Source organism: Tianweitania aestuarii (genome assembly GCF_018457165.1).
Lineage (GTDB): Bacteria > Pseudomonadota > Alphaproteobacteria > Rhizobiales > Rhizobiaceae > Tianweitania > Tianweitania aestuarii.
In genome coordinates, this window is sequence record NZ_JAFMNX010000002.1 from 125874 (window position 1) to 142198 (window position 16325).

Consider the following 16325-nt stretch of genomic DNA (forward strand, 5'->3'; position numbering starts at 1 on the left):
TAAGTGCGAACGGGTCGATCAGGCCGACTTGCCGCTTTCTTCTTCCTCGAAGGTCACGGCCACGTCGCCATTGGCCGACAGGCGAACCTTGTCACCTTCCACATCGGCAACCAGGCCGAGCGAGATGTAATGATGGTGACCTTCGTGATTGCCCTCGCCGCTGTCCTTCTTGGTCAGCTTGATGCGCTCGCCTTCGACGCGGTCCACCGTGCCGACGTGAACGCCGTCTGCGCCGATAACCTCGGCATGTTCCTTGATCTTGCTGGCAATAGACATATCAGCATCCTTTTCGATCTACGGATTGATTGTGCGGACGAGAAACGCAGCCGCCGCAGGAAAGATGCATTCATCCTGCCAAGAGTTCAGCACGCAGCGTCACCGGCAAACTCCTTGTTCGTTGATTTGGCATTCCGGTCGCGGGTCGCTATCTCATCATCATGATCCGCATCGCCAGCCTGCTGCTTGTTCTCCTCCTGAACCCGCTCGTTTCCTTTGTCGCACCGGCCAACGCCACCGAAGCCGGATGGGCTTTGCTACGCGAAGGCGGACACGTCGTTCTCCTGCGTCATGCTTATGCCGCCGGCACGACAGACGCGCCCCGGATCGATCTCGACGATTGCCGCACCCAGCGCGGTCTTTCCGACCGCGGCAAACAACAGGCACGCCGGCTCGGCTCCCTCATCGCTGCCCGCGCGCAACCCGTCGTAGAGGTTTACACAAGCCGCTATTGCCGCACCCGCGAAACTGCCGACCTCGCCTTCGGCAGCAGCCTCGTGACGGATCTGCCAGCACTTGATCCAACGGGAGACCAAGCCGCCCAGGAAGCGGCGAAGAACGAGATCCTGTCCCTGGTGGAAGGCTTCACCCGCTCGGGCAATCTCGTCTTCGTCACCCATGACGACGTTATCCGTTCGCTGACCGGCTCGGGTGCGCGTGAAGGCGAAGCGGTGATCGTGCGACGCAGCCCCGAAGGCCTTCACATCGCCGCCCGCATCATCTTCAATTAGCGGGCTTTAAAGTAGCCGTTCACGGAACCTTCCCCGCTTCCCGAGCATTCTTTGCCCGACCCGAAACCGGAGACGATATCGTGAAAGATAAGCAAGAATTCTGGAAGATGCTGTCCAGCTTCAAGGTCGCAATGCTGACCACCCATGACGGCGAGGAAATCCGCTCCCGCCCAATGGCGCCGCATTTCGACGAGAACGAACACGTCGTTCGCTTCCTGTCTAACGCCGATGCGCCGAAGACCGAAGAGATCAGCGAAGAGCGTCACATCAACCTGACCTTCGCCAACGAAAGCACCAACGACTTCGCGTCGCTTTCCGGCACCGCGACTCAGAGCCAGGATCGCGCGATGATCAAGGAACTCTGGAACGCCTATGCCGACGCATGGTTCGACGGCGATGCCGAAACGGCCGATGTGGTCGTCATCACCTTCCGTCCGCATGAGGGCCAGTATTGGGATGCAACCGGCAGCTCGATCCTCCACGCCTTCGAGGTTGTCCGGACGAAAGTGACCGGCGGAACGCCGAATGTTGGCGAACACGGCAAGGTCACGTTCTGACCTCTCACCAAGCTGCGAAAAGGCGGACGATCGTCCGCCTTTTTTGCATTTTTTGCTCAGCCAAATCGCTGTTTTGCGCTCCCATACGACCGTTCTGCGCTCCGATTTGATCGTGCTGGCAGCCCCGGTTTCGGCAAAGGCCCTTCCCCTTACCCGCAAAACGATTTAGGAACCGCGGCCAAAATCCATCACTGATTGCTATCAGCAAGGGAATTGCCCGTGCCTTCCACCTTCGACAAGGTTGCCGACATCATCGCTGAAACCAGCGAGATCGACCGCGACAGCATCACCCCCGACAGCCATACGATCGACGATCTGGGCATCGACAGCCTGGATTTCTTGGACATCGTGTTCGCGATCGACAAGGAATTCGGCATCAAGGTGCCGCTCGAAAAGTGGACGCAGGACGTCAACGAAGGCCGCGCTTCGACGGACGAATACTTCGTCATGAAGAACCTGTGCGCCAAGATCGACGCCCTCGTCGCCGCTAAAGCTTCTTAGATAACAGACACTTACATCTGATGAGCGCACGCGACGTCGTAATCACCGGGATCGGGCTCGTGTCTTCGCTGGGCGAAGGCACGGGACAGCATTGGCAGCAGCTGACCGTTGATCAGCCCCAGCCCACCCTCGATCGCGACCGCTTCACGCCCTACACGGTTCATCCTCTGCCGCAGCTCGATTGGGGTCTGCAGATCCCCAAGCGCTCCGACCAGCGGCAGATGGAAACCTGGCAACGCCTCGGCACCTACGCAGCCGGCCTCGCCCTCGACGATGCCGGCATCAAGGGCGACGAAGCCCTGTGCGCCACCATGGACATGATCGTCGCAGCCGGCGGTGGCGAGCGCGACATCACCGTCGATACCTCGATTCTCGAAAAGTCGCAGAGCACCTCGGACAAGGAAGTTCTTCTCAACGAACGCCTGACCACAGACCTTCGGCCGACCTTGTTCCTGGCGCAGCTGTCAAATCTGCTCGCCGGAAATATCTCGATTGTTCATAAGGTTACCGGCTCCTCCCGAACCTTCATGGGAGAAGAAGGCGCGGGCGTGTCGGCGATTGAAACCGCTGCCGCGCGTATCCGCAGCGGCCAGTCCACCCATCTCCTGGTCGGTGCATCCTACCAGACCGAACATCCCGACATGCTGCTGAACTACGAACTCGGCGGCTATCTTCATCGTGGTGATTGGGCTCCCGTTTGGGATCGTGCCAAGGCACAAGGCGGCGGCATCGTCAGCGGTTCCGGGGGCGCCTTCCTCGTCCTGGAATCACGCGAGCACGCCGAAAACCGCGGCCGCAAGATCTACGCAAAGCTCGGACGTGTCGCGGCTGCAGGTGCTGCCCCCGACGAAGCGCAGATCACCCACATGCTCAGCGAACTCGACCTATCCGGGCAGCATCTCGCGATTTCCGGCGCCACCGGCGTTGAGACGATCACCGATGCTGAACGCTCCGCGCTGGTGGCTGCCGGCTTGACCCCGCGCGGCTTCAACAGCCTGACCGGTCACCTCAAGGAAGCGCAATTCCCGTTCGCCGTTGCGCTGGCAGCGCTTGCCGTCTCGCACGGCGCAGCGCCCGCCCGGATGGCTTCCGGCGAAGCACCGTTCTCGGGCCCGCTGGACATGGCAGTTGCCACCAGCTTCGGTTATCGTCGCTACGGCGGCGTTGCGGCCCTCAGCCGCGCCTGAGTCCCGCCCCTACGGCAAGGAACCACCATGACGAGCACCGTGGATCATCTTGGCAGGCCTATCGTGGCCGTCACCGGTCTGGGCGTTGTAACCTCGCTCGGCGTCGGCAAGGCCGAGAACTGGGCGGCGCTGACTGCCGGCAAGTCCGGCATTCATCCGATCACCCGCTTCCCGACCGACCATCTGCGCACCACCATCTCCGGCATGGTGGATTTCCTGCCGTCAAGCGGCAAGGGCAACTCGGCCCTGACCGAGGAACTCGCGGCGAAGGCAGCTGAAGAAGCCATTGCTCAGGCAGGCCTTGGCAAGGATTTCGGCGGCCCTCTCTTCCTGGCCTCCCCACCCATTGAAATGGAATGGGCTGACCGCTTTGCGCTCTACAGCGGCCAGGAGGACGAAGAAGGCTACGCTCGCCTGCTGACCGCCGCTCGGTCGCGCAACGATCGCGCGCTGTTTGAAGGCTCGCAGTTTGGCTACATCGCCGATGCGCTGTCCGCTCGCTTCGGCACACGCGGTTTGCCGATCACGCTGTCCACCGCTTGCGCATCCGGGGCCACCGCAATCCAGCTCGGCGTTGAAGCAATCCGCCGTGGCGAAAGCGACCGCGCCCTTGCCATTGGCGCCGACGGCTCGGCCTCCGCTGAAGCGCTGATCCGCTTCTCGCTGCTGTCGGCATTGTCCACGCACAACGAAGCCCCCGAAAAGGCATCCCGCCCCTTCTCCAAGGACCGCGACGGCTTTGTGCTCGCCGAAGGCGGCGCGGCATTGGTGTTGGAATCGCTGGAAAGCGCTCGCGCCCGGGGTGCCAAGGTGCTCGGCATTCTGCAGGGCTGCGGCGAGCGCGCCGACGACTTCCATCGCACACGCTCCAAGCCGGACGGCTCGCCGGCCATCGCTGCGGTCAAGGCTGCGCTTGAAGACGCTGGCCTCGGCATCGACGGCATCGATTACGTGAACGCGCATGGCACCTCGACGCCGGAAAACGACAAGATGGAGCATCTGTCGCTATCGACCGTCTTCGGTGAGCGCATCAAGTCGATCCCGGTCTCTTCCAACAAGTCGATGATCGGTCATACGCTTTCGGCTGCTGGTGCCGTGGAAGCCGTGTTCTCCTTCCTCACCATGCAGGAAGGCGTGCTGCCGCCCACGATCAACTACGACCATCCGGATCCGGCAATCGATCTCGACGTCGTACCCAATGTGAAGCGCGACGCTGATGTGCGCGCGATCCTGTCGAACTCTTTCGGCTTCGGCGGCCAGAACGCCTGTCTTGCACTGGCACGGGAGCCAAACTGATGCGCGCTTTGCAGCTGATCGAAGACCGCCGGCTTGAAACGGTCGATCTGCCGGAACCCGACGCGCCTGAGCTAGGTGAAGTCACCGTCGTGATCAAAGCCGTTGCGCTTAACCACATCGACGTGTGGGGTTGGCGCGGCATGGCCTTTGCCAAGCGCAAGATGCCGCTGGTGATTGGCGCGGAAGCCTCCGGCGTGGTCGAGACAGTCGGTCCCGGCGTATCGAACCTGCGTCCGGGCGAACTGGTTTCAATCTACGGCGCGCGTACCTGCGGCCGCTGCAAGAACTGCGTCGAGAAGCGCGACAACCTCTGCGAACATGTGCAGGGCGTACACGGCTTCCACCTCGATGGCTTTGCGCAGGAACGCATCAATCTGCCGGCGCGCCTCCTCGTCCCCGCCCCTCCCGGCGTGTCGGATGTCGCGGCAGCCCTGGCACCGGTGACCTTTGGAACGGTCGAACACATGCTGTTCGACAATGCCAAGCTGCAGCCCGGCGAAACGATCCTGGTTCACGCCGGCGGCTCAGGCATCGGCACGGCAGCGATCCAGCTTGCCAAGAAGATGGGCTGCACGGTGATCACCACCGTTGGCTCCGACGCAAAGATCGAGCCAGCCAAGGCGCTGGGTGCCGACCACGTCATCAACTACCGCGAAGACCGCTTTGAAGGCGTGGTGCGTAAGCTCACGAAGAAGCGCGGCGTGGATGTGGTGTTCGAGCATGTCGGCGCCGATACGTTTGCCGGCTCCATGTTGTCGATGAAGAAGGGCGGCCGCCTCGTCACCTGCGGCTCCACTTCCGGCGTTTCAACACAGATCAACCTGATGCAGCTGTTCCAGCAGCAGCTGAAGCTGCTCGGTTCCTTCGGCTGCCGCATGGAAAACATGGCGAACGCCATGCAGAAGATGGCGCAAGGCCTCGTTCACCCGATGATCGATACCGAAGTGAGCTTCGACGACATCGACACGGCGCTGAAGCGCATGGAAGGTCGCGACGTATTCGGCAAGATCATTCTGCGGGTGTGATGCGGGTCTTTATCGCCACCCTCAGGAACCGCTTCGAGCTTTTCCAATACTGGATCGTCGCGCAGCTCGTGTTCGGCGTCATGGCCCTGCTGCGGCTGGCACCACCGGATGCCGCGCTCAACTTTGCAGACAAGTTCGCCCGTACGCTCGGCCCACTCACCGGCCGCCACAAGGTCGCGGTCGACAATCTGCGGCAGGCATACCCTGAGAAGTCGACGGAAGAGCATGGATCAATTGCCCGCGACATGTGGGGAAATATGGGTCGGCTCGCGACCGAGTATGTCTTTCTGGACAAGCTGTTCGACTTCAACCCGGAAACGAACGGCGAAAACCGCGTCGAGATCAACAAGGTCGGAGAACCGATCTTCCACCGCCTTCGCGACGAGCAGAAGCCGCGCTTGTTTTTTACCGGTCATCTCGGCAATTTCGAGTTCCTGCCGATCGTGGCGGCGACGTTCGACCTGCAGATGACGTCGATGTTCCGGCCACCCAACAATCCTTATCTCGCGAACTATGTGCTGCGCCGCCGCTCCGGCGCCATGGGTTCGCTGCTGGCATCGCGCCGGGGCGTGGCGTTCAGCGTCGCACGCATCCTGGAAAATCGCGGCAATGTCGGTGTTCTCGTCGACCAGCACTTCATGCAGGGCGTGCCCACCACCTTTTTCGGTCGCGCCTGCGAAAGTAGTCCACTGGTGGCGAAGCTGACGCGCAACTACGAATGCGACGTGCACCCGGCCCGCTGCATTCGTTTGCCGAACAATCGTTATCGGCTCGAAATGCAGGAAGCCTTGGTGCTTCCACGTGACGCCAACGGCCGCATCAATGTGGCCGGCACCACACAGCTCCTCAACGACATTGTGGAAGGCTGGGTGCGGGAAGATCCTGGCCAGTGGATGTGGTTCCACAAGCGCTGGAAGATCAGCAAGCGCAAGAAGAGAAAAATAGCGGCGAAGCCCGCCGCCTGAGCGTCAGTTCGCAACAGTGATGCGCGTGTTGCCCGGTCCAACCTCGCGAACCAGATCATAGAAGGCCTTGGCGTTGCTGGTGGCCAACCGAACGCAGCCATGCGAGGCCGGTCGTCCCAGTCGGCTGACGGCATTGGTGCCATGCACCGCCCAACCCCTGTCATAGAACACGGCGTAAGGCATAGGCGCATCGTCATATTTGCGCGACTTCCAGAGCTTGTGGATGCGGTAAGGCCGCCAGGTGCCGGCAGGCGTATCGTAGCCCTTGCGCGCGGTCGATACCTTCCACGTGTAAAGAAGCTTGCCCTGCCGGCTGACCGTCATCGTCTGTGACGCGAGATCGACGCGCGCCACCACCGTCGCAGCATCGGCCAAGCTCGGCGTCACGCAAGAAAGACCAACAATTGCCAACCCCGCCCAGATCTTCGCCATCATACCCTCCGAAATCCTGCTGCTGCTCAACCTAGATGCAGGAGCTGAATCGTGCGTGAATCAGGTGGGAGTTTCGGCCCAGCCGCTTGCCAGACGGCCGCGACGCTGATGATATCGCGGTATGACAGACAAGCTTCTCCGTGCCATCGACGATCGAGTCGATGATCTCATCGCCCTCACTCAGGACCTCGTGCGCTTTCCCACGATCAATCCGCCCGGCGAAGCTTACACACCTTGTGCGGAGTATATCGGCGAGCGCCTGATGGCTGGCGGCTTTGCGGTCGAATATGTGCGCGGAGAAGGCACTCCAGGTGACACGGACCGTTATCCTCGCACCAATGTCATTGCACGTTACGAAGGCAAGCGACCCGGCAAGGTCGTTCATTTCAACTCACATATCGACGTGGTGGAGGCCGGCGAAGGCTGGACGGTCGATCCGTTCGGTGGCGAGGTAAAGGACGGTCGCGTTTATGGCCGCGGCACCTGCGACATGAAGGGCGGGCTCGCCGCCTCCATCATCGCGGCCGAAGCGTTCATCGCCGAAAATCCCGACTTCGATGGCGCGATCGAGATTTCCGGCACGGTGGATGAAGAATCCGGCGGTTATGGCGGCGTCGCTTATCTCGCCGGCAAGGGCTACTTTTCCGCTCCGCGCGTCGACCACGTCATCATTCCAGAGCCTTTGAACAAGGACCGCATCTGCCTCGGCCATCGCGGCGTGTGGTGGGCTGAGATCGAAACGAAGGGCCATATTGCCCATGGCTCTATGCCATTTCTGGGCGACTCGGCCGTGCGCCATATGGGTGCGCTGCTTCAGGCGTTTGAAGACGAGCTGTTTCCTGCGCTCGACAAGAAGCAGACGCAGATGCCGGTGGTGCCGGAAGGCGCGCGGCGATCCACGATGAACATCAACTCAATTCACGGTGGTCAGACCGAGGACTTCCGCCCCGGCCTGCCCTCTCCAACCGTACCGGACACCTGCCGTCTGGTGATCGACCGCCGCTTCCTGCTTGAAGAAGATCTCGATGCGGTGAAAAGCGAAGTCACCACCATCCTCGACCGGCTGAAATCAGATCGGCCGAAGTTCGATTACACGATCCGCGACCTCATGGAGGTCAAGCCAACCATGACCGAGCGCGATGCGCCCGTTGTGCAAGCGGTGGCGGAAGGTATTCACGCGATCTTCGACCGAGCACCGGATTACGTCATCTCTCCCGGTACTTACGACCAGAAGCATATCGCACGCATCGGCCACATCTACGATTGCATCGCCTATGGTCCGGGCATCCTTGACCTCGCGCATCAGCCTGACGAATGGGTTGGAATCGAGGACATGGTGCAATCCGCAAAGGTCATGGCGCTGGCCCTGCGGCGGCTTCTGGGTGGTGGAGAAATCTAACCAGCTTATCCTGTATGACGAGAATGCCGATTTACTCGAGCGATCTTTCGAGCTTCAATCAAGCAGACCAAATCTGCGGAGGGTAGACGATGACCAAGTGGAAATCCGTTCTGGCGGCAACCCTGCTCGTGCTTTCGACCGGCACGGCAGCCTTTGCCGCCCGCACCGATCTCGTGCTTGGCATGGTGCTCGAATCACCGCATCTCGACCCCACCGCAGGTGCCGCAGCAGCGATCGACGAGGTCGTTTATACAAACCTGTTCGAGGGTCTGACCAAGATCGGACCCACCGGCGAGGTGCAGCCGGCTCTTGCTGAGAGCTGGGAAATCTCCGAGGACGGAAAGACCTACACGTTCAAGCTTCATACCGGCGTCAAATTCCACGACGGCACGGAGTTCAATGCAGAAGACGTCAAGTTCTCGCTGGAACGCGCGATCGCACCAGACACCGTCAACGCGCAGAAAGCTTTGTTCGCGCAGATCGACACGATCGACGTCGTCGATCCCGCCACGGTGAAGATTACGCTGAAGCAGCCGCAGGGCAACTTCCTCTACAATCTCGGCTGGGGGGATGCGGTGATCGTTGGTTCCGAAAGTGCCGCAACCAACAAGGAAAAGCCTGTCGGCACCGGTCCTTTCCGCTTCGAGAACTGGGCGCGCGGCTCGTCGATCACGCTGGTGAAGAACCCGGATTACTGGGGTGAGCCGGTTTCGCTCGATAAGGCCGAATTTCGCATCATTCCGGATGCGGCGGCGGCTGTGCCCGCCCTGCTTTCCGGCGACGTACAGGCATTCCCCAACGCCCCGGTGGGTGATGCGATCGAGCAGATCAAGGCGGATACGCGGCTGAAGGTCGTCATCGGCTCGACCGAAGGCGAGACGATCCTGTCGATGAACAACAAGAAGGCGCCATTCGACAACAAGATGGTGCGCCAGGCGATTTCCTATGCGCTAGACCGCCAAGAGATCATCGCGGGCGCTTCGGAAGGTGGCTTGGGAATCCCGATCGGCTCCCACTTCGCTCCGCACAACTCCGCCTATGTCGACCTGACTGGCACGTATCCGCATGATGTCGAAAAAGCGAAAGCGCTGCTGGCCGAAGCCGGTGTCACCAACCTCAACGTGACCTTGAAGATGCCACCGCCTCAATATGCACGCCGTGGCGGCGAGATCATTGCCGCCGAGCTCGCTCAGGTCGGCATCAATGTCGAACTGATCCCGCTGGAATGGGCGCAGTGGCTGGAACAAGTCTTCACCGGCAAGGACTTCGACCTGACGATCATCAGCCATGTCGAGCCCAACGACATCGACATCTATGCCCGCCCCGACTACTACATCGGCTACCAGAATCCTGCCTTCAACAAGGTCATAGAAGAGCTGAACGTCACGACTGACGAGGCCAAGCGCAAGGAGCTTTACGGCCAAGCGCAGAAGATCCTGGCCGATGATGCTCCGGTCGGTTTCCTGTTCCAGCTGCCGAAACTCGGCGTCTGGGATGCGAAGCTGGAGGGTCTTTGGGAAAACACGCCAATTCCCGCTAATGACCTTACCAAGGTGAAGTGGACGGAATAAGCGTGCTCGAGCAGCAGGATCAACGGCACGGCCTACCGGCCGTTCTCCGCGCATGACCGGCTACATCCTGAACCGAATCCTGATCGGCTTTGCGACGCTGCTGCTCGCATCGATCGTCGTGTTCGGCGTGATGGAAGTGCTGCCGGGCGATCCGGCGCAGATCATGCTGGGCATGAGCGGCAGCCCGGAAGCGCTCGCCAGTCTGCGAACGCAGATGGGCCTCGATGAGCCGCTCCTCTGGCGCTACCTGCATTGGGCCGGCGGCCTGCTGATGGGCGATTTCGGACGCTCCTACACCTATTCCTCGCCGGTGGCCGACCTCATTCGCGAACGGCTGATCGTTTCCCTGCCGCTTGCGCTGATGTCGCTGGTTCTATCGACCATTATCGCGCTGCCCGTCGGCATCTTCGCGGCTGCGCGCCGGGGTCGATTGCCGGACACGCTGTCTATGGGTACGGCACAACTCGGCATTGCTATTCCGAACTTCTGGTTCGCCCTTCTCCTGATCTACTTGTTTGCGGTCTGGCTGCAATGGCTGCCGGCCGGAGGCTTTCCGGGCTGGAGCGGTGGCATTTGGAACGGGATCAAGTCGCTGATCCTGCCAGCCATCGCACTCGCTCTACCACAAGCCGCGATCCTGGCCCGCGTCACGCGCTCAGCCCTGCTGGACGTGCTCGGTGAGGACTATATCCGCACCGCTCGTGCCAAGGGCCTGCCACGCGGTCGCGTATTGCGTCGTCATGCCCTGCGCAATGCGATGATCCCGGTGCTGACCATTCTCGGCCTGCAATTCGCCTTCCTGCTGGCCGGCACGATCATCATCGAGAACGTCTTCTATCTGCCTGGCCTTGGCCGCCTGATCTTCCAGGCCATCACTCAGCGGGACCTTATCGTGGTGGAAGGCGTCGTGATGCTGCTGGTCGCCTCGGTGATCGTGGTCAACATCCTGGTCGACCTCGCTTACGCAGTGGTTGATCCAAGGCTACGCGAGTCGGCATGAGCACCCTTCCGGCGCAAACCACTGCACCAAGCCAAAGCTTCCTGCACATGGCGCTCGGCAACCGCTCATTCGTGGTTGGCGCGTTCATCACGCTGGTCATTGCCGGCATGGCGCTGCTGTCGTTCATCTGGACGCCTTATCCGGTCACCGAACTGTCCGTGCTCAACAAGATGAAGGGGCTTTCAGCCGAGCACCTTTTCGGCACCGATCATTTTGGCCGCGATATCTTCTCGATGATCATGGTCGGCGCACGCGCCTCCATTGCCGTCGCGATCCTGGCCGTCGGCATCGGCATCATTATCGGCGTGCCACTCGGCTGTTATGCAGCGGCAAGTGGCGGCTGGGTCGATGAGACGCTCATGCGCGTCAATGACCTGGTTTTTGCCTTTCCCGCACTGCTTTCGGCCATCATGATCACCGCCATCTTCGGGCCGGGGGCGACCAATGCCATCATTGCGATCGGTATCTTCAACATTCCGGTTTTTGCCCGGGTAGCGCGGGCCGGCGCTCTTTCGATTTGGCCGCGCGAATTCATCTTGGCCGCACGTGCATCCGGCAAGAACAAGGTGCTGATCACCATCGAGCACATCTTGCCCAACATCGTCAGCCTCTTGCTGGTTCAGGGCACGATCCAGTTCGCGCTCGGCATTTTGGCCGAAGCCGGACTTTCGTACCTTGGTCTCGGCACACAGCCGCCCATGCCGTCATGGGGCCGCATGCTGTTTGATGCCCAGACCCGCATGATGAGCGCACCGCATTTGGCGATCTTTCCCGGCCTTGCCATCGTAATTACCGTTCTCGGCCTCAACCTGCTCGGCGATGGCGCGCGCGATATCCTCGACCCCCGGCTGAGGCGCGTTCGTTGAGCCTGCTTGAGATCGAAAAACTGACTTTGTCGATCGGCAATCTGCCGATCTTGGAAGGCATCGACCTCGCGCTCGAAAAGGGTGAGGTCATGGGCGTCGTAGGCGAGTCCGGGTCCGGCAAGTCGATGACAGCGCTGACCCTGATGCAGCTTCTGCCCTATGGCGCAAAAACCGGCGGTCGTCTTTCCTTCGACGGCAAGGATATTCTTCACGCTACAGAAGCCGAGATGCTGGCACTGCGTGGCGATGACATCGGCATGGTGTTCCAGGAGCCGATGACGGCTTTGAACCCCGTCAAGACGATCGGCGAGCAGGTCGCAGAAGGCATCCGCTGGCATACCAAGGCCAGCCGGGCCGATGCGGAAGCCCGTGCAGCCCGCATGCTCGATCGCGTCGGTCTGCCCCAATCCAAGTTCCCGCTGACACGCTATCCGCATCAACTGTCCGGCGGCCAGCGTCAGCGTGTGGTGATCGCAATTGCCTGCGCGTTGAAGCCGAAGCTGCTGGTGGCCGATGAGCCCACCACTGCACTCGACGTGGTTTTGCAGAAGCAAATTCTCGATCTCTTGCGCGATCTGGTTGACGAGCAAGGCATGGGCCTTCTGCTGATCAGCCATGATCTGGCCGTCGTCGCCGAGATGGCTGACCGCATCACCATTATGCGCTATGGCAAGGTGATCGACAGCGGCGAAACATCGGCCGTGCTGAAGGCAAAAGCGCATCCTTACACGGCGCAGCTCGCTGAAGCCTCTGCCCATGTGCCGGTAAACAGACGCAGCATATCGCCGTCTGTTCTGACGGGTAACATCGAACCAGCAACCGCGGCCCAGTCCTCATCAAACCTCGAGCATTCTGCTGCCGCGCAAGCCGCTAAAGAACGCCTTCCGGCCAAGGCCGGTTCACGTACAAAGCGCGATGCCACCTTGCCGCCGCTCCTCACCGTTCAGTCCGTCACCCGCGATTATGCTGGCCGGCGCACGGGTCTGTTTTCCCGCGAAAAGTCATTCCGCGCAGTTGATGACGTTAGCTTCACCGTGCGTTCTGGTCAGTCCGTTGCGCTTGTCGGCCGGTCCGGTTGCGGCAAGTCCACTCTGGCGCGGATGATCCTGGCGCTCGACCGCCCGTCTTCCGGCTCGATCACTTTCGACGGCCACCGGCTGGAAACAAGCAGGGATGCCGACCTGCGCGATGCCCGCCGCAACATGCAGGTCGTGTTTCAGGACCCCTACGGCTCCTTCAATCCACGCCACCGCGTCGAACGTCTGATCGCCGAGCCTCTGCATCTCCTGCAAACAAAGCCATCGCGCGACGAACGCCGTGATATGGTCGGTAAAGCGCTGGACCAGGTTGGCCTTTCCCCGGCAGACATGGACAAGTATCCGCATGAGTTCTCAGGCGGGCAACGCCAGCGCCTGTCGATCGCACGCGCCATCATCACTCGTCCGAAACTGATCGTTGCCGATGAGCCGGTGTCGGCGCTGGATGTCTCGATCCGCGCGCAGGTGCTGGATCTTTTCGCCGAACTAAACGAGCGTCTGGGCGTCGCCTATCTGTTTATCACGCATGACCTGACCGTGGCGCGCGCCATCACCGACGATGTGATGGTGATGCATGACGGCCGCATCGTTGAGAGCGGTGAAACCGGGGCAATCCTCGACCATCCCCAATCCGACGCCGCAAAAGCGCTGGTGGCTGCGGCACCCGATCTGAACAGGGCGCTCGCGGCCAGAGCTGGACGCATCAGCGCGGTGCGTTGACGATCTCGGACGGTTCAATCTCGAGCAGCTTTAGCGCACGGGCGAGAAGCTGGACTTCCTGCTTTTCCAGGTGATGATCGGCCTTGGCGATCTCGGCCATATGCCGCGCCAGCAACTGCTTCCGATCATGATCAAGACGGCGAAAGATCGCCAGAGACTGCGCGACGCTCGTTTCGTAGCCGTAGGTGCGAAGGTAATCCACGACATCATCGAGATCGGCTTCGTCGATGCCGAACGATCCCTGACAGATCCGACGCAAGGTCTCGAGTTCCGCATCGCTGATCTCGCCATCAGCCAGGATCATGCGGAAAAGCAGCAGGAGTTCTGCCGTGAGAATTGGATCTTCCGCTACCCGAGCGACGGCATCTTCGGCGCCGAACACCGACTTCAGTTTGTTGATAAGCCCCTGCGGCATCGTTTGCTCCAATCCCCATTATTCGTTCGGCCAAGCACAGCTCGCCGCGTATATCGCTGCTGGAGCGGCTATTGCCGAACTGTTCGATGTCTTATGCCTCAATCCGCTACGAGTTGCATCCTCATGCCTGAACTGACTTTTCACCTTCTGGCCATTCTTGCCATGACGGCCTTTGTGGCCGGCTTCATCGATTCCATTGCAGGTGGCGGAGGCCTCGTTGCCCTTCCGGCCTTGTTGCTGGCCGGTTTCCCGCCGGTTGAAGCGCTTGGCACCAACAAGCTGCAGGGGCTGTTCGGGTCGGCATCATCGACCATCGCTTATGCCCAGAAAGGCCATGTCGATTTGCGCAGTCAGCTGCCGGCGGCCGTTGCGTCTTGCATCGGCGGCATGTTCGGCGCTCTTCTGGCTGCCGTTCTGCCAGGCGAATGGCTGCAGCTGGTGTTGCCTTTTCTGCTAGTCGCGATCGCACTCTACTTCGCGCTCAAGCCTTCCATGGACGATGTCGACCGCGCGCAGCGTATGACACCGTTCTTGTTCAGCTTCACCGTGGTGCCGCTGATTGCCTTCTACGACGGCCTGTTCGGTCCGGGCACCGGATCCTTCTTCATGCTCGCCTTCGTGACATTGGCCGGCTACGGCCTGTTGAGGGCGACGGCGCATACCAAGCTGCTGAACTTTGCCTCCAACGTCGGTAGCTTCGGTGCTTTCGCGTTTGTTGGCGTGGTGGTGTGGAAGGCGGGCCTCGTCATGGGCGTGGCGCAGTTTCTCGGCGCGCGACTTGGCGCAACGCTTGCCATGCGGGTCGGATCGCGGCTCATCCGCCCGCTGCTGGTTGTCACTTGTGTGGCGCTGGCGATCAAGCTGATGCTCGACCAAAACAACCCGTTCCACACCTACCTGTTCGGTTAAGACCTTTATCGGCAAGGCTCTGAGCACGCGTTCGTACGAGCGGGTGATCGGATAATCACGTCTTGATATAGGCGGCCGTTCGGCGCTATCGACAGTGCCGAGAACCACTGGTCAAACGTTTGTTTGCTTGCGCGATCATGCACAGCCATTGTGCGCCGATGCGGATTGGAAGCATTCTGCCGAATGACTAGGATCGAACGAAAACACGCAGATTGGGAGGATGCCATGGACGCGGCGGTTGAAACGGAAACGGGTCAGTTCGAGCTGAACTCCGACCAGCGTGCCATTCAGGAAATGGTGCAGGCTTTCGCAGCCGATCGGGTTGCGCCGAATGCGCTGGCTTGGGATCGGCGCGGCTTCTTCCCAAGCGACGTGGTGCGCGAAACCGCAGCGCTGGGCCTTGGCGGCATCTACGTCAACGACGATGTCGGCGGTTCGGCACTGAGCCGGCTCGATGCCGTTCTGATCTTCGAGGCGCTCGCCACCGCCTGCCCTGCCTTCTCGTCTTTCATATCGATCCACAACATGGGCGCCTGGATGATCGATCGCTTCGGCGATGAAAGCCAGCGCCAGCGTTTCCTTCCCAAGCTCACCTCCATGGAATGGCTGGCAAGCTATGCGCTGACCGAGCCCGGCGCCGGTTCTGACGCCGCCGCACTGCGCACCAAGGCTGTTCGCTCGAGCGGCAATGGCGACAGCTATGTGCTGAACGGCACCAAGCAGTTCATCTCGGGCGCGGGCGAAAACGAGCTTTACGTCGTGATGGCGCGCACGGGCCAGGATGGTCCGAAGGGTGTCTCCACCTTCGTGATCGAAAAGGACACGCCTGGCCTTTCCTTCGGTCCGGAAGAACAGAAGATGGGCTGGAAAATGCAGCCGACACGCCAGGTTATCTTCACCGACTGCGAAGTGCCGGCCGAGAACGTCCTGAGTGGCGAAGGGGCAGGCTTCCGCATCGCCATGGCCGGCCTCGACGGTGGCCGTCTCAACATTGCCGCCTGTTCGCTGGGCGGCGCGCAATCGGCGCTCGACAAGGCGCTGACCTATGCGGGTGAACGCAAGGCATTCGGCCAGACCATCGACCGCTTTCAGTCGCTGCAGTTCAAGCTGGCTGACATGGAGACCGCGCTGCAAGCCGCGCGCATCTTCCTTTACACCGCCGCTTCGAAGCTCGACGCAAAGGCCCATGACGCTGGCAAGTGGTCTGCCATGGCCAAGCGGTTTGTGACCGACACCGGCTTCGACGTCGTCAACGACGCACTGCAGGTGCATGGCGGTTACGGGTATCTCCATGATTATGGCATCGAGAAGCTGGTGCGCGATCTGCGCGTCCACCAGATCCTCGAAGGCACGAACGAGATCATGCGCGTGATCATCGCGCGGAGTTTGATTGGGCGGTGAAGGGATTAGGGAAACGGGCCTGAAGACACTCTCCGCC

Annotated in this window: 17 protein-coding genes; 14 read left to right on the top strand and 3 right to left on the bottom strand. The window is 60.9% G+C overall.

Annotated features, from left to right (window positions below; translation table 11 throughout):
* Positions 1–18: 18 nt before the first annotated feature.
* Positions 19–276, bottom strand: a complete 258-nt coding sequence (locus JYU29_RS08795; RefSeq protein ID WP_213984441.1) for a DUF2171 domain-containing protein — start codon at positions 274–276, stop codon at positions 19–21.
* 161 nt (positions 277–437) lie between these two features.
* Between JYU29_RS08795 and JYU29_RS08800 the strand changes: the two genes are divergently transcribed.
* From JYU29_RS08800 to JYU29_RS08830, 7 genes are all read left to right on the top strand, one after another.
* On the top strand, positions 438–1007 hold the full coding sequence (locus JYU29_RS08800) for a histidine phosphatase family protein (protein WP_213984442.1): 570 nt from the start codon (positions 438–440) through the stop codon (positions 1005–1007).
* A gap of 80 nt (positions 1008–1087) precedes the next feature.
* Complete coding sequence (locus JYU29_RS08805; RefSeq protein ID WP_213984443.1) at positions 1088–1564, top strand: pyridoxamine 5'-phosphate oxidase family protein; 477 nt, start codon at positions 1088–1090, stop codon at positions 1562–1564.
* Between the two features lie 213 nt (positions 1565–1777).
* A complete protein-coding gene (locus tag JYU29_RS08810; RefSeq protein ID WP_213984444.1) occupies positions 1778–2065 on the top strand; it encodes an acyl carrier protein in 288 nt (95 codons plus the stop codon).
* A gap of 20 nt (positions 2066–2085) precedes the next feature.
* Positions 2086–3252 carry a beta-ketoacyl-ACP synthase gene (locus tag JYU29_RS08815; RefSeq protein WP_213984445.1) on the top strand — a complete coding sequence of 389 codons (1167 nt, stop codon included), beginning with the start codon at positions 2086–2088 and terminating at the stop codon, positions 3250–3252.
* 27 nt (positions 3253–3279) lie between these two features.
* Entirely contained in the window at positions 3280–4548 is a 1269-nt protein-coding gene (locus JYU29_RS08820) for a beta-ketoacyl-ACP synthase (RefSeq protein ID WP_213984446.1), read from the top strand.
* Entirely contained in the window at positions 4548–5573 is a 1026-nt protein-coding gene (locus JYU29_RS08825; protein WP_213984447.1) for a zinc-binding dehydrogenase, read from the top strand. Before JYU29_RS08820 ends, JYU29_RS08825 begins: the two co-directional genes overlap by 1 nt.
* A complete protein-coding gene (locus tag JYU29_RS08830) occupies positions 5573–6538 on the top strand; it encodes a lipid A biosynthesis lauroyl acyltransferase (RefSeq protein WP_213984448.1) in 966 nt (321 codons plus the stop codon). The genes JYU29_RS08825 and JYU29_RS08830 overlap by 1 nt, the downstream gene beginning before the upstream one ends.
* Positions 6539–6541: 3 nt before the next feature.
* On the opposite strand, the gene JYU29_RS08835 is transcribed toward JYU29_RS08830, so the two are convergent.
* Positions 6542–6970 carry a L,D-transpeptidase gene (locus JYU29_RS08835; protein ID WP_431192853.1) on the bottom strand — a complete coding sequence of 143 codons (429 nt, stop codon included), beginning with the start codon at positions 6968–6970 and terminating at the stop codon, positions 6542–6544.
* A gap of 121 nt (positions 6971–7091) precedes the next feature.
* Here JYU29_RS08835 and JYU29_RS08840 point away from each other — a divergent pair, with 121 nt between their 5' ends.
* The 5 genes from JYU29_RS08840 (at position 7092) to JYU29_RS08860 (ending at position 13563) form a co-directional block, all read left to right on the top strand.
* Positions 7092–8369 carry an acetylornithine deacetylase/succinyl-diaminopimelate desuccinylase family protein gene (locus tag JYU29_RS08840; RefSeq protein WP_213984450.1) on the top strand — a complete coding sequence of 426 codons (1278 nt, stop codon included), beginning with the start codon at positions 7092–7094 and terminating at the stop codon, positions 8367–8369.
* Positions 8370–8458: 89 nt separating this feature from the next.
* Positions 8459–9940, top strand: a complete 1482-nt coding sequence (locus JYU29_RS08845) for an ABC transporter substrate-binding protein (protein ID WP_213984451.1) — start codon at positions 8459–8461, stop codon at positions 9938–9940.
* Positions 9941–9992: 52 nt separating this feature from the next.
* On the top strand, positions 9993–10940 hold the full coding sequence (locus JYU29_RS08850; RefSeq protein WP_213984452.1) for an ABC transporter permease: 948 nt from the start codon (positions 9993–9995) through the stop codon (positions 10938–10940).
* The gene (locus tag JYU29_RS08855; protein ID WP_213984453.1) at positions 10937–11806 is read left to right on the top strand and encodes an ABC transporter permease; all 870 of its coding nucleotides are present in this window, start codon (positions 10937–10939) and stop codon (positions 11804–11806) included. The genes JYU29_RS08850 and JYU29_RS08855 overlap by 4 nt, the downstream gene beginning before the upstream one ends.
* Positions 11803–13563, top strand: a complete 1761-nt coding sequence (locus JYU29_RS08860; protein ID WP_213984454.1) for an ABC transporter ATP-binding protein — start codon at positions 11803–11805, stop codon at positions 13561–13563. The genes JYU29_RS08855 and JYU29_RS08860 overlap by 4 nt, the downstream gene beginning before the upstream one ends.
* Here the strand turns inward: JYU29_RS08860 and JYU29_RS08865 are convergent.
* Positions 13547–13978: a tellurite resistance TerB family protein gene (locus JYU29_RS08865; protein WP_213984455.1), complete on the bottom strand. Its 432-nt coding sequence runs from the start codon at positions 13976–13978 to the stop codon at positions 13547–13549. The genes JYU29_RS08860 and JYU29_RS08865 overlap by 17 nt on opposite strands.
* A 123-nt stretch (positions 13979–14101) precedes the next feature.
* Between JYU29_RS08865 and JYU29_RS08870 the strand changes: the two genes are divergently transcribed.
* Both JYU29_RS08870 and JYU29_RS08875 read left to right on the top strand, forming a co-directional pair.
* Positions 14102–14887, top strand: coding sequence for a TSUP family transporter (locus JYU29_RS08870; protein ID WP_213984456.1), 786 nt, complete (start codon positions 14102–14104; stop codon positions 14885–14887).
* A 225-nt stretch (positions 14888–15112) separates the two neighbouring features.
* Positions 15113–16288 carry an acyl-CoA dehydrogenase family protein gene (locus JYU29_RS08875; protein WP_213984457.1) on the top strand — a complete coding sequence of 392 codons (1176 nt, stop codon included), beginning with the start codon at positions 15113–15115 and terminating at the stop codon, positions 16286–16288.
* Positions 16289–16325: the final 37 nt, after the last annotated feature.

Excerpts from the sequence above, each read along its gene's own strand:
- JYU29_RS08865 (WP_213984455.1), bottom strand. The coding sequence starts at position 13,978 with ATGCCGCAGGGGCTTATCAACAAACTGAAGTCGGTGTTCGGCGCCGAA.
- JYU29_RS08795 (WP_213984441.1), bottom strand. The coding sequence starts at position 276 with ATGTCTATTGCCAGCAAGATCAAGGAACATGCCGAGGTTATCGGCGCA.
- JYU29_RS08845 (WP_213984451.1), top strand. The coding sequence starts at position 8,459 with ATGACCAAGTGGAAATCCGTTCTGGCGGCAACCCTGCTCGTGCTTTCG.
- JYU29_RS08835 (WP_431192853.1), bottom strand. The coding sequence starts at position 6,970 with ATGGCGAAGATCTGGGCGGGGTTGGCAATTGTTGGTCTTTCTTGCGTG.
- JYU29_RS08840 (WP_213984450.1), top strand. The coding sequence starts at position 7,092 with ATGACAGACAAGCTTCTCCGTGCCATCGACGATCGAGTCGATGATCTC.
- JYU29_RS08820 (WP_213984446.1), top strand. The coding sequence starts at position 3,280 with ATGACGAGCACCGTGGATCATCTTGGCAGGCCTATCGTGGCCGTCACC.
- JYU29_RS08830 (WP_213984448.1), top strand. The coding sequence starts at position 5,573 with ATGCGGGTCTTTATCGCCACCCTCAGGAACCGCTTCGAGCTTTTCCAA.
- JYU29_RS08815 (WP_213984445.1), top strand. The coding sequence starts at position 2,086 with ATGAGCGCACGCGACGTCGTAATCACCGGGATCGGGCTCGTGTCTTCG.
- JYU29_RS08825 (WP_213984447.1), top strand. The coding sequence starts at position 4,548 with ATGCGCGCTTTGCAGCTGATCGAAGACCGCCGGCTTGAAACGGTCGAT.
- JYU29_RS08875 (WP_213984457.1), top strand. The coding sequence starts at position 15,113 with ATGGACGCGGCGGTTGAAACGGAAACGGGTCAGTTCGAGCTGAACTCC.
- JYU29_RS08800 (WP_213984442.1), top strand. The coding sequence starts at position 438 with ATGATCCGCATCGCCAGCCTGCTGCTTGTTCTCCTCCTGAACCCGCTC.
- JYU29_RS08855 (WP_213984453.1), top strand. The coding sequence starts at position 10,937 with ATGAGCACCCTTCCGGCGCAAACCACTGCACCAAGCCAAAGCTTCCTG.
- JYU29_RS08850 (WP_213984452.1), top strand. The coding sequence starts at position 9,993 with ATGACCGGCTACATCCTGAACCGAATCCTGATCGGCTTTGCGACGCTG.
- JYU29_RS08870 (WP_213984456.1), top strand. The coding sequence starts at position 14,102 with ATGCCTGAACTGACTTTTCACCTTCTGGCCATTCTTGCCATGACGGCC.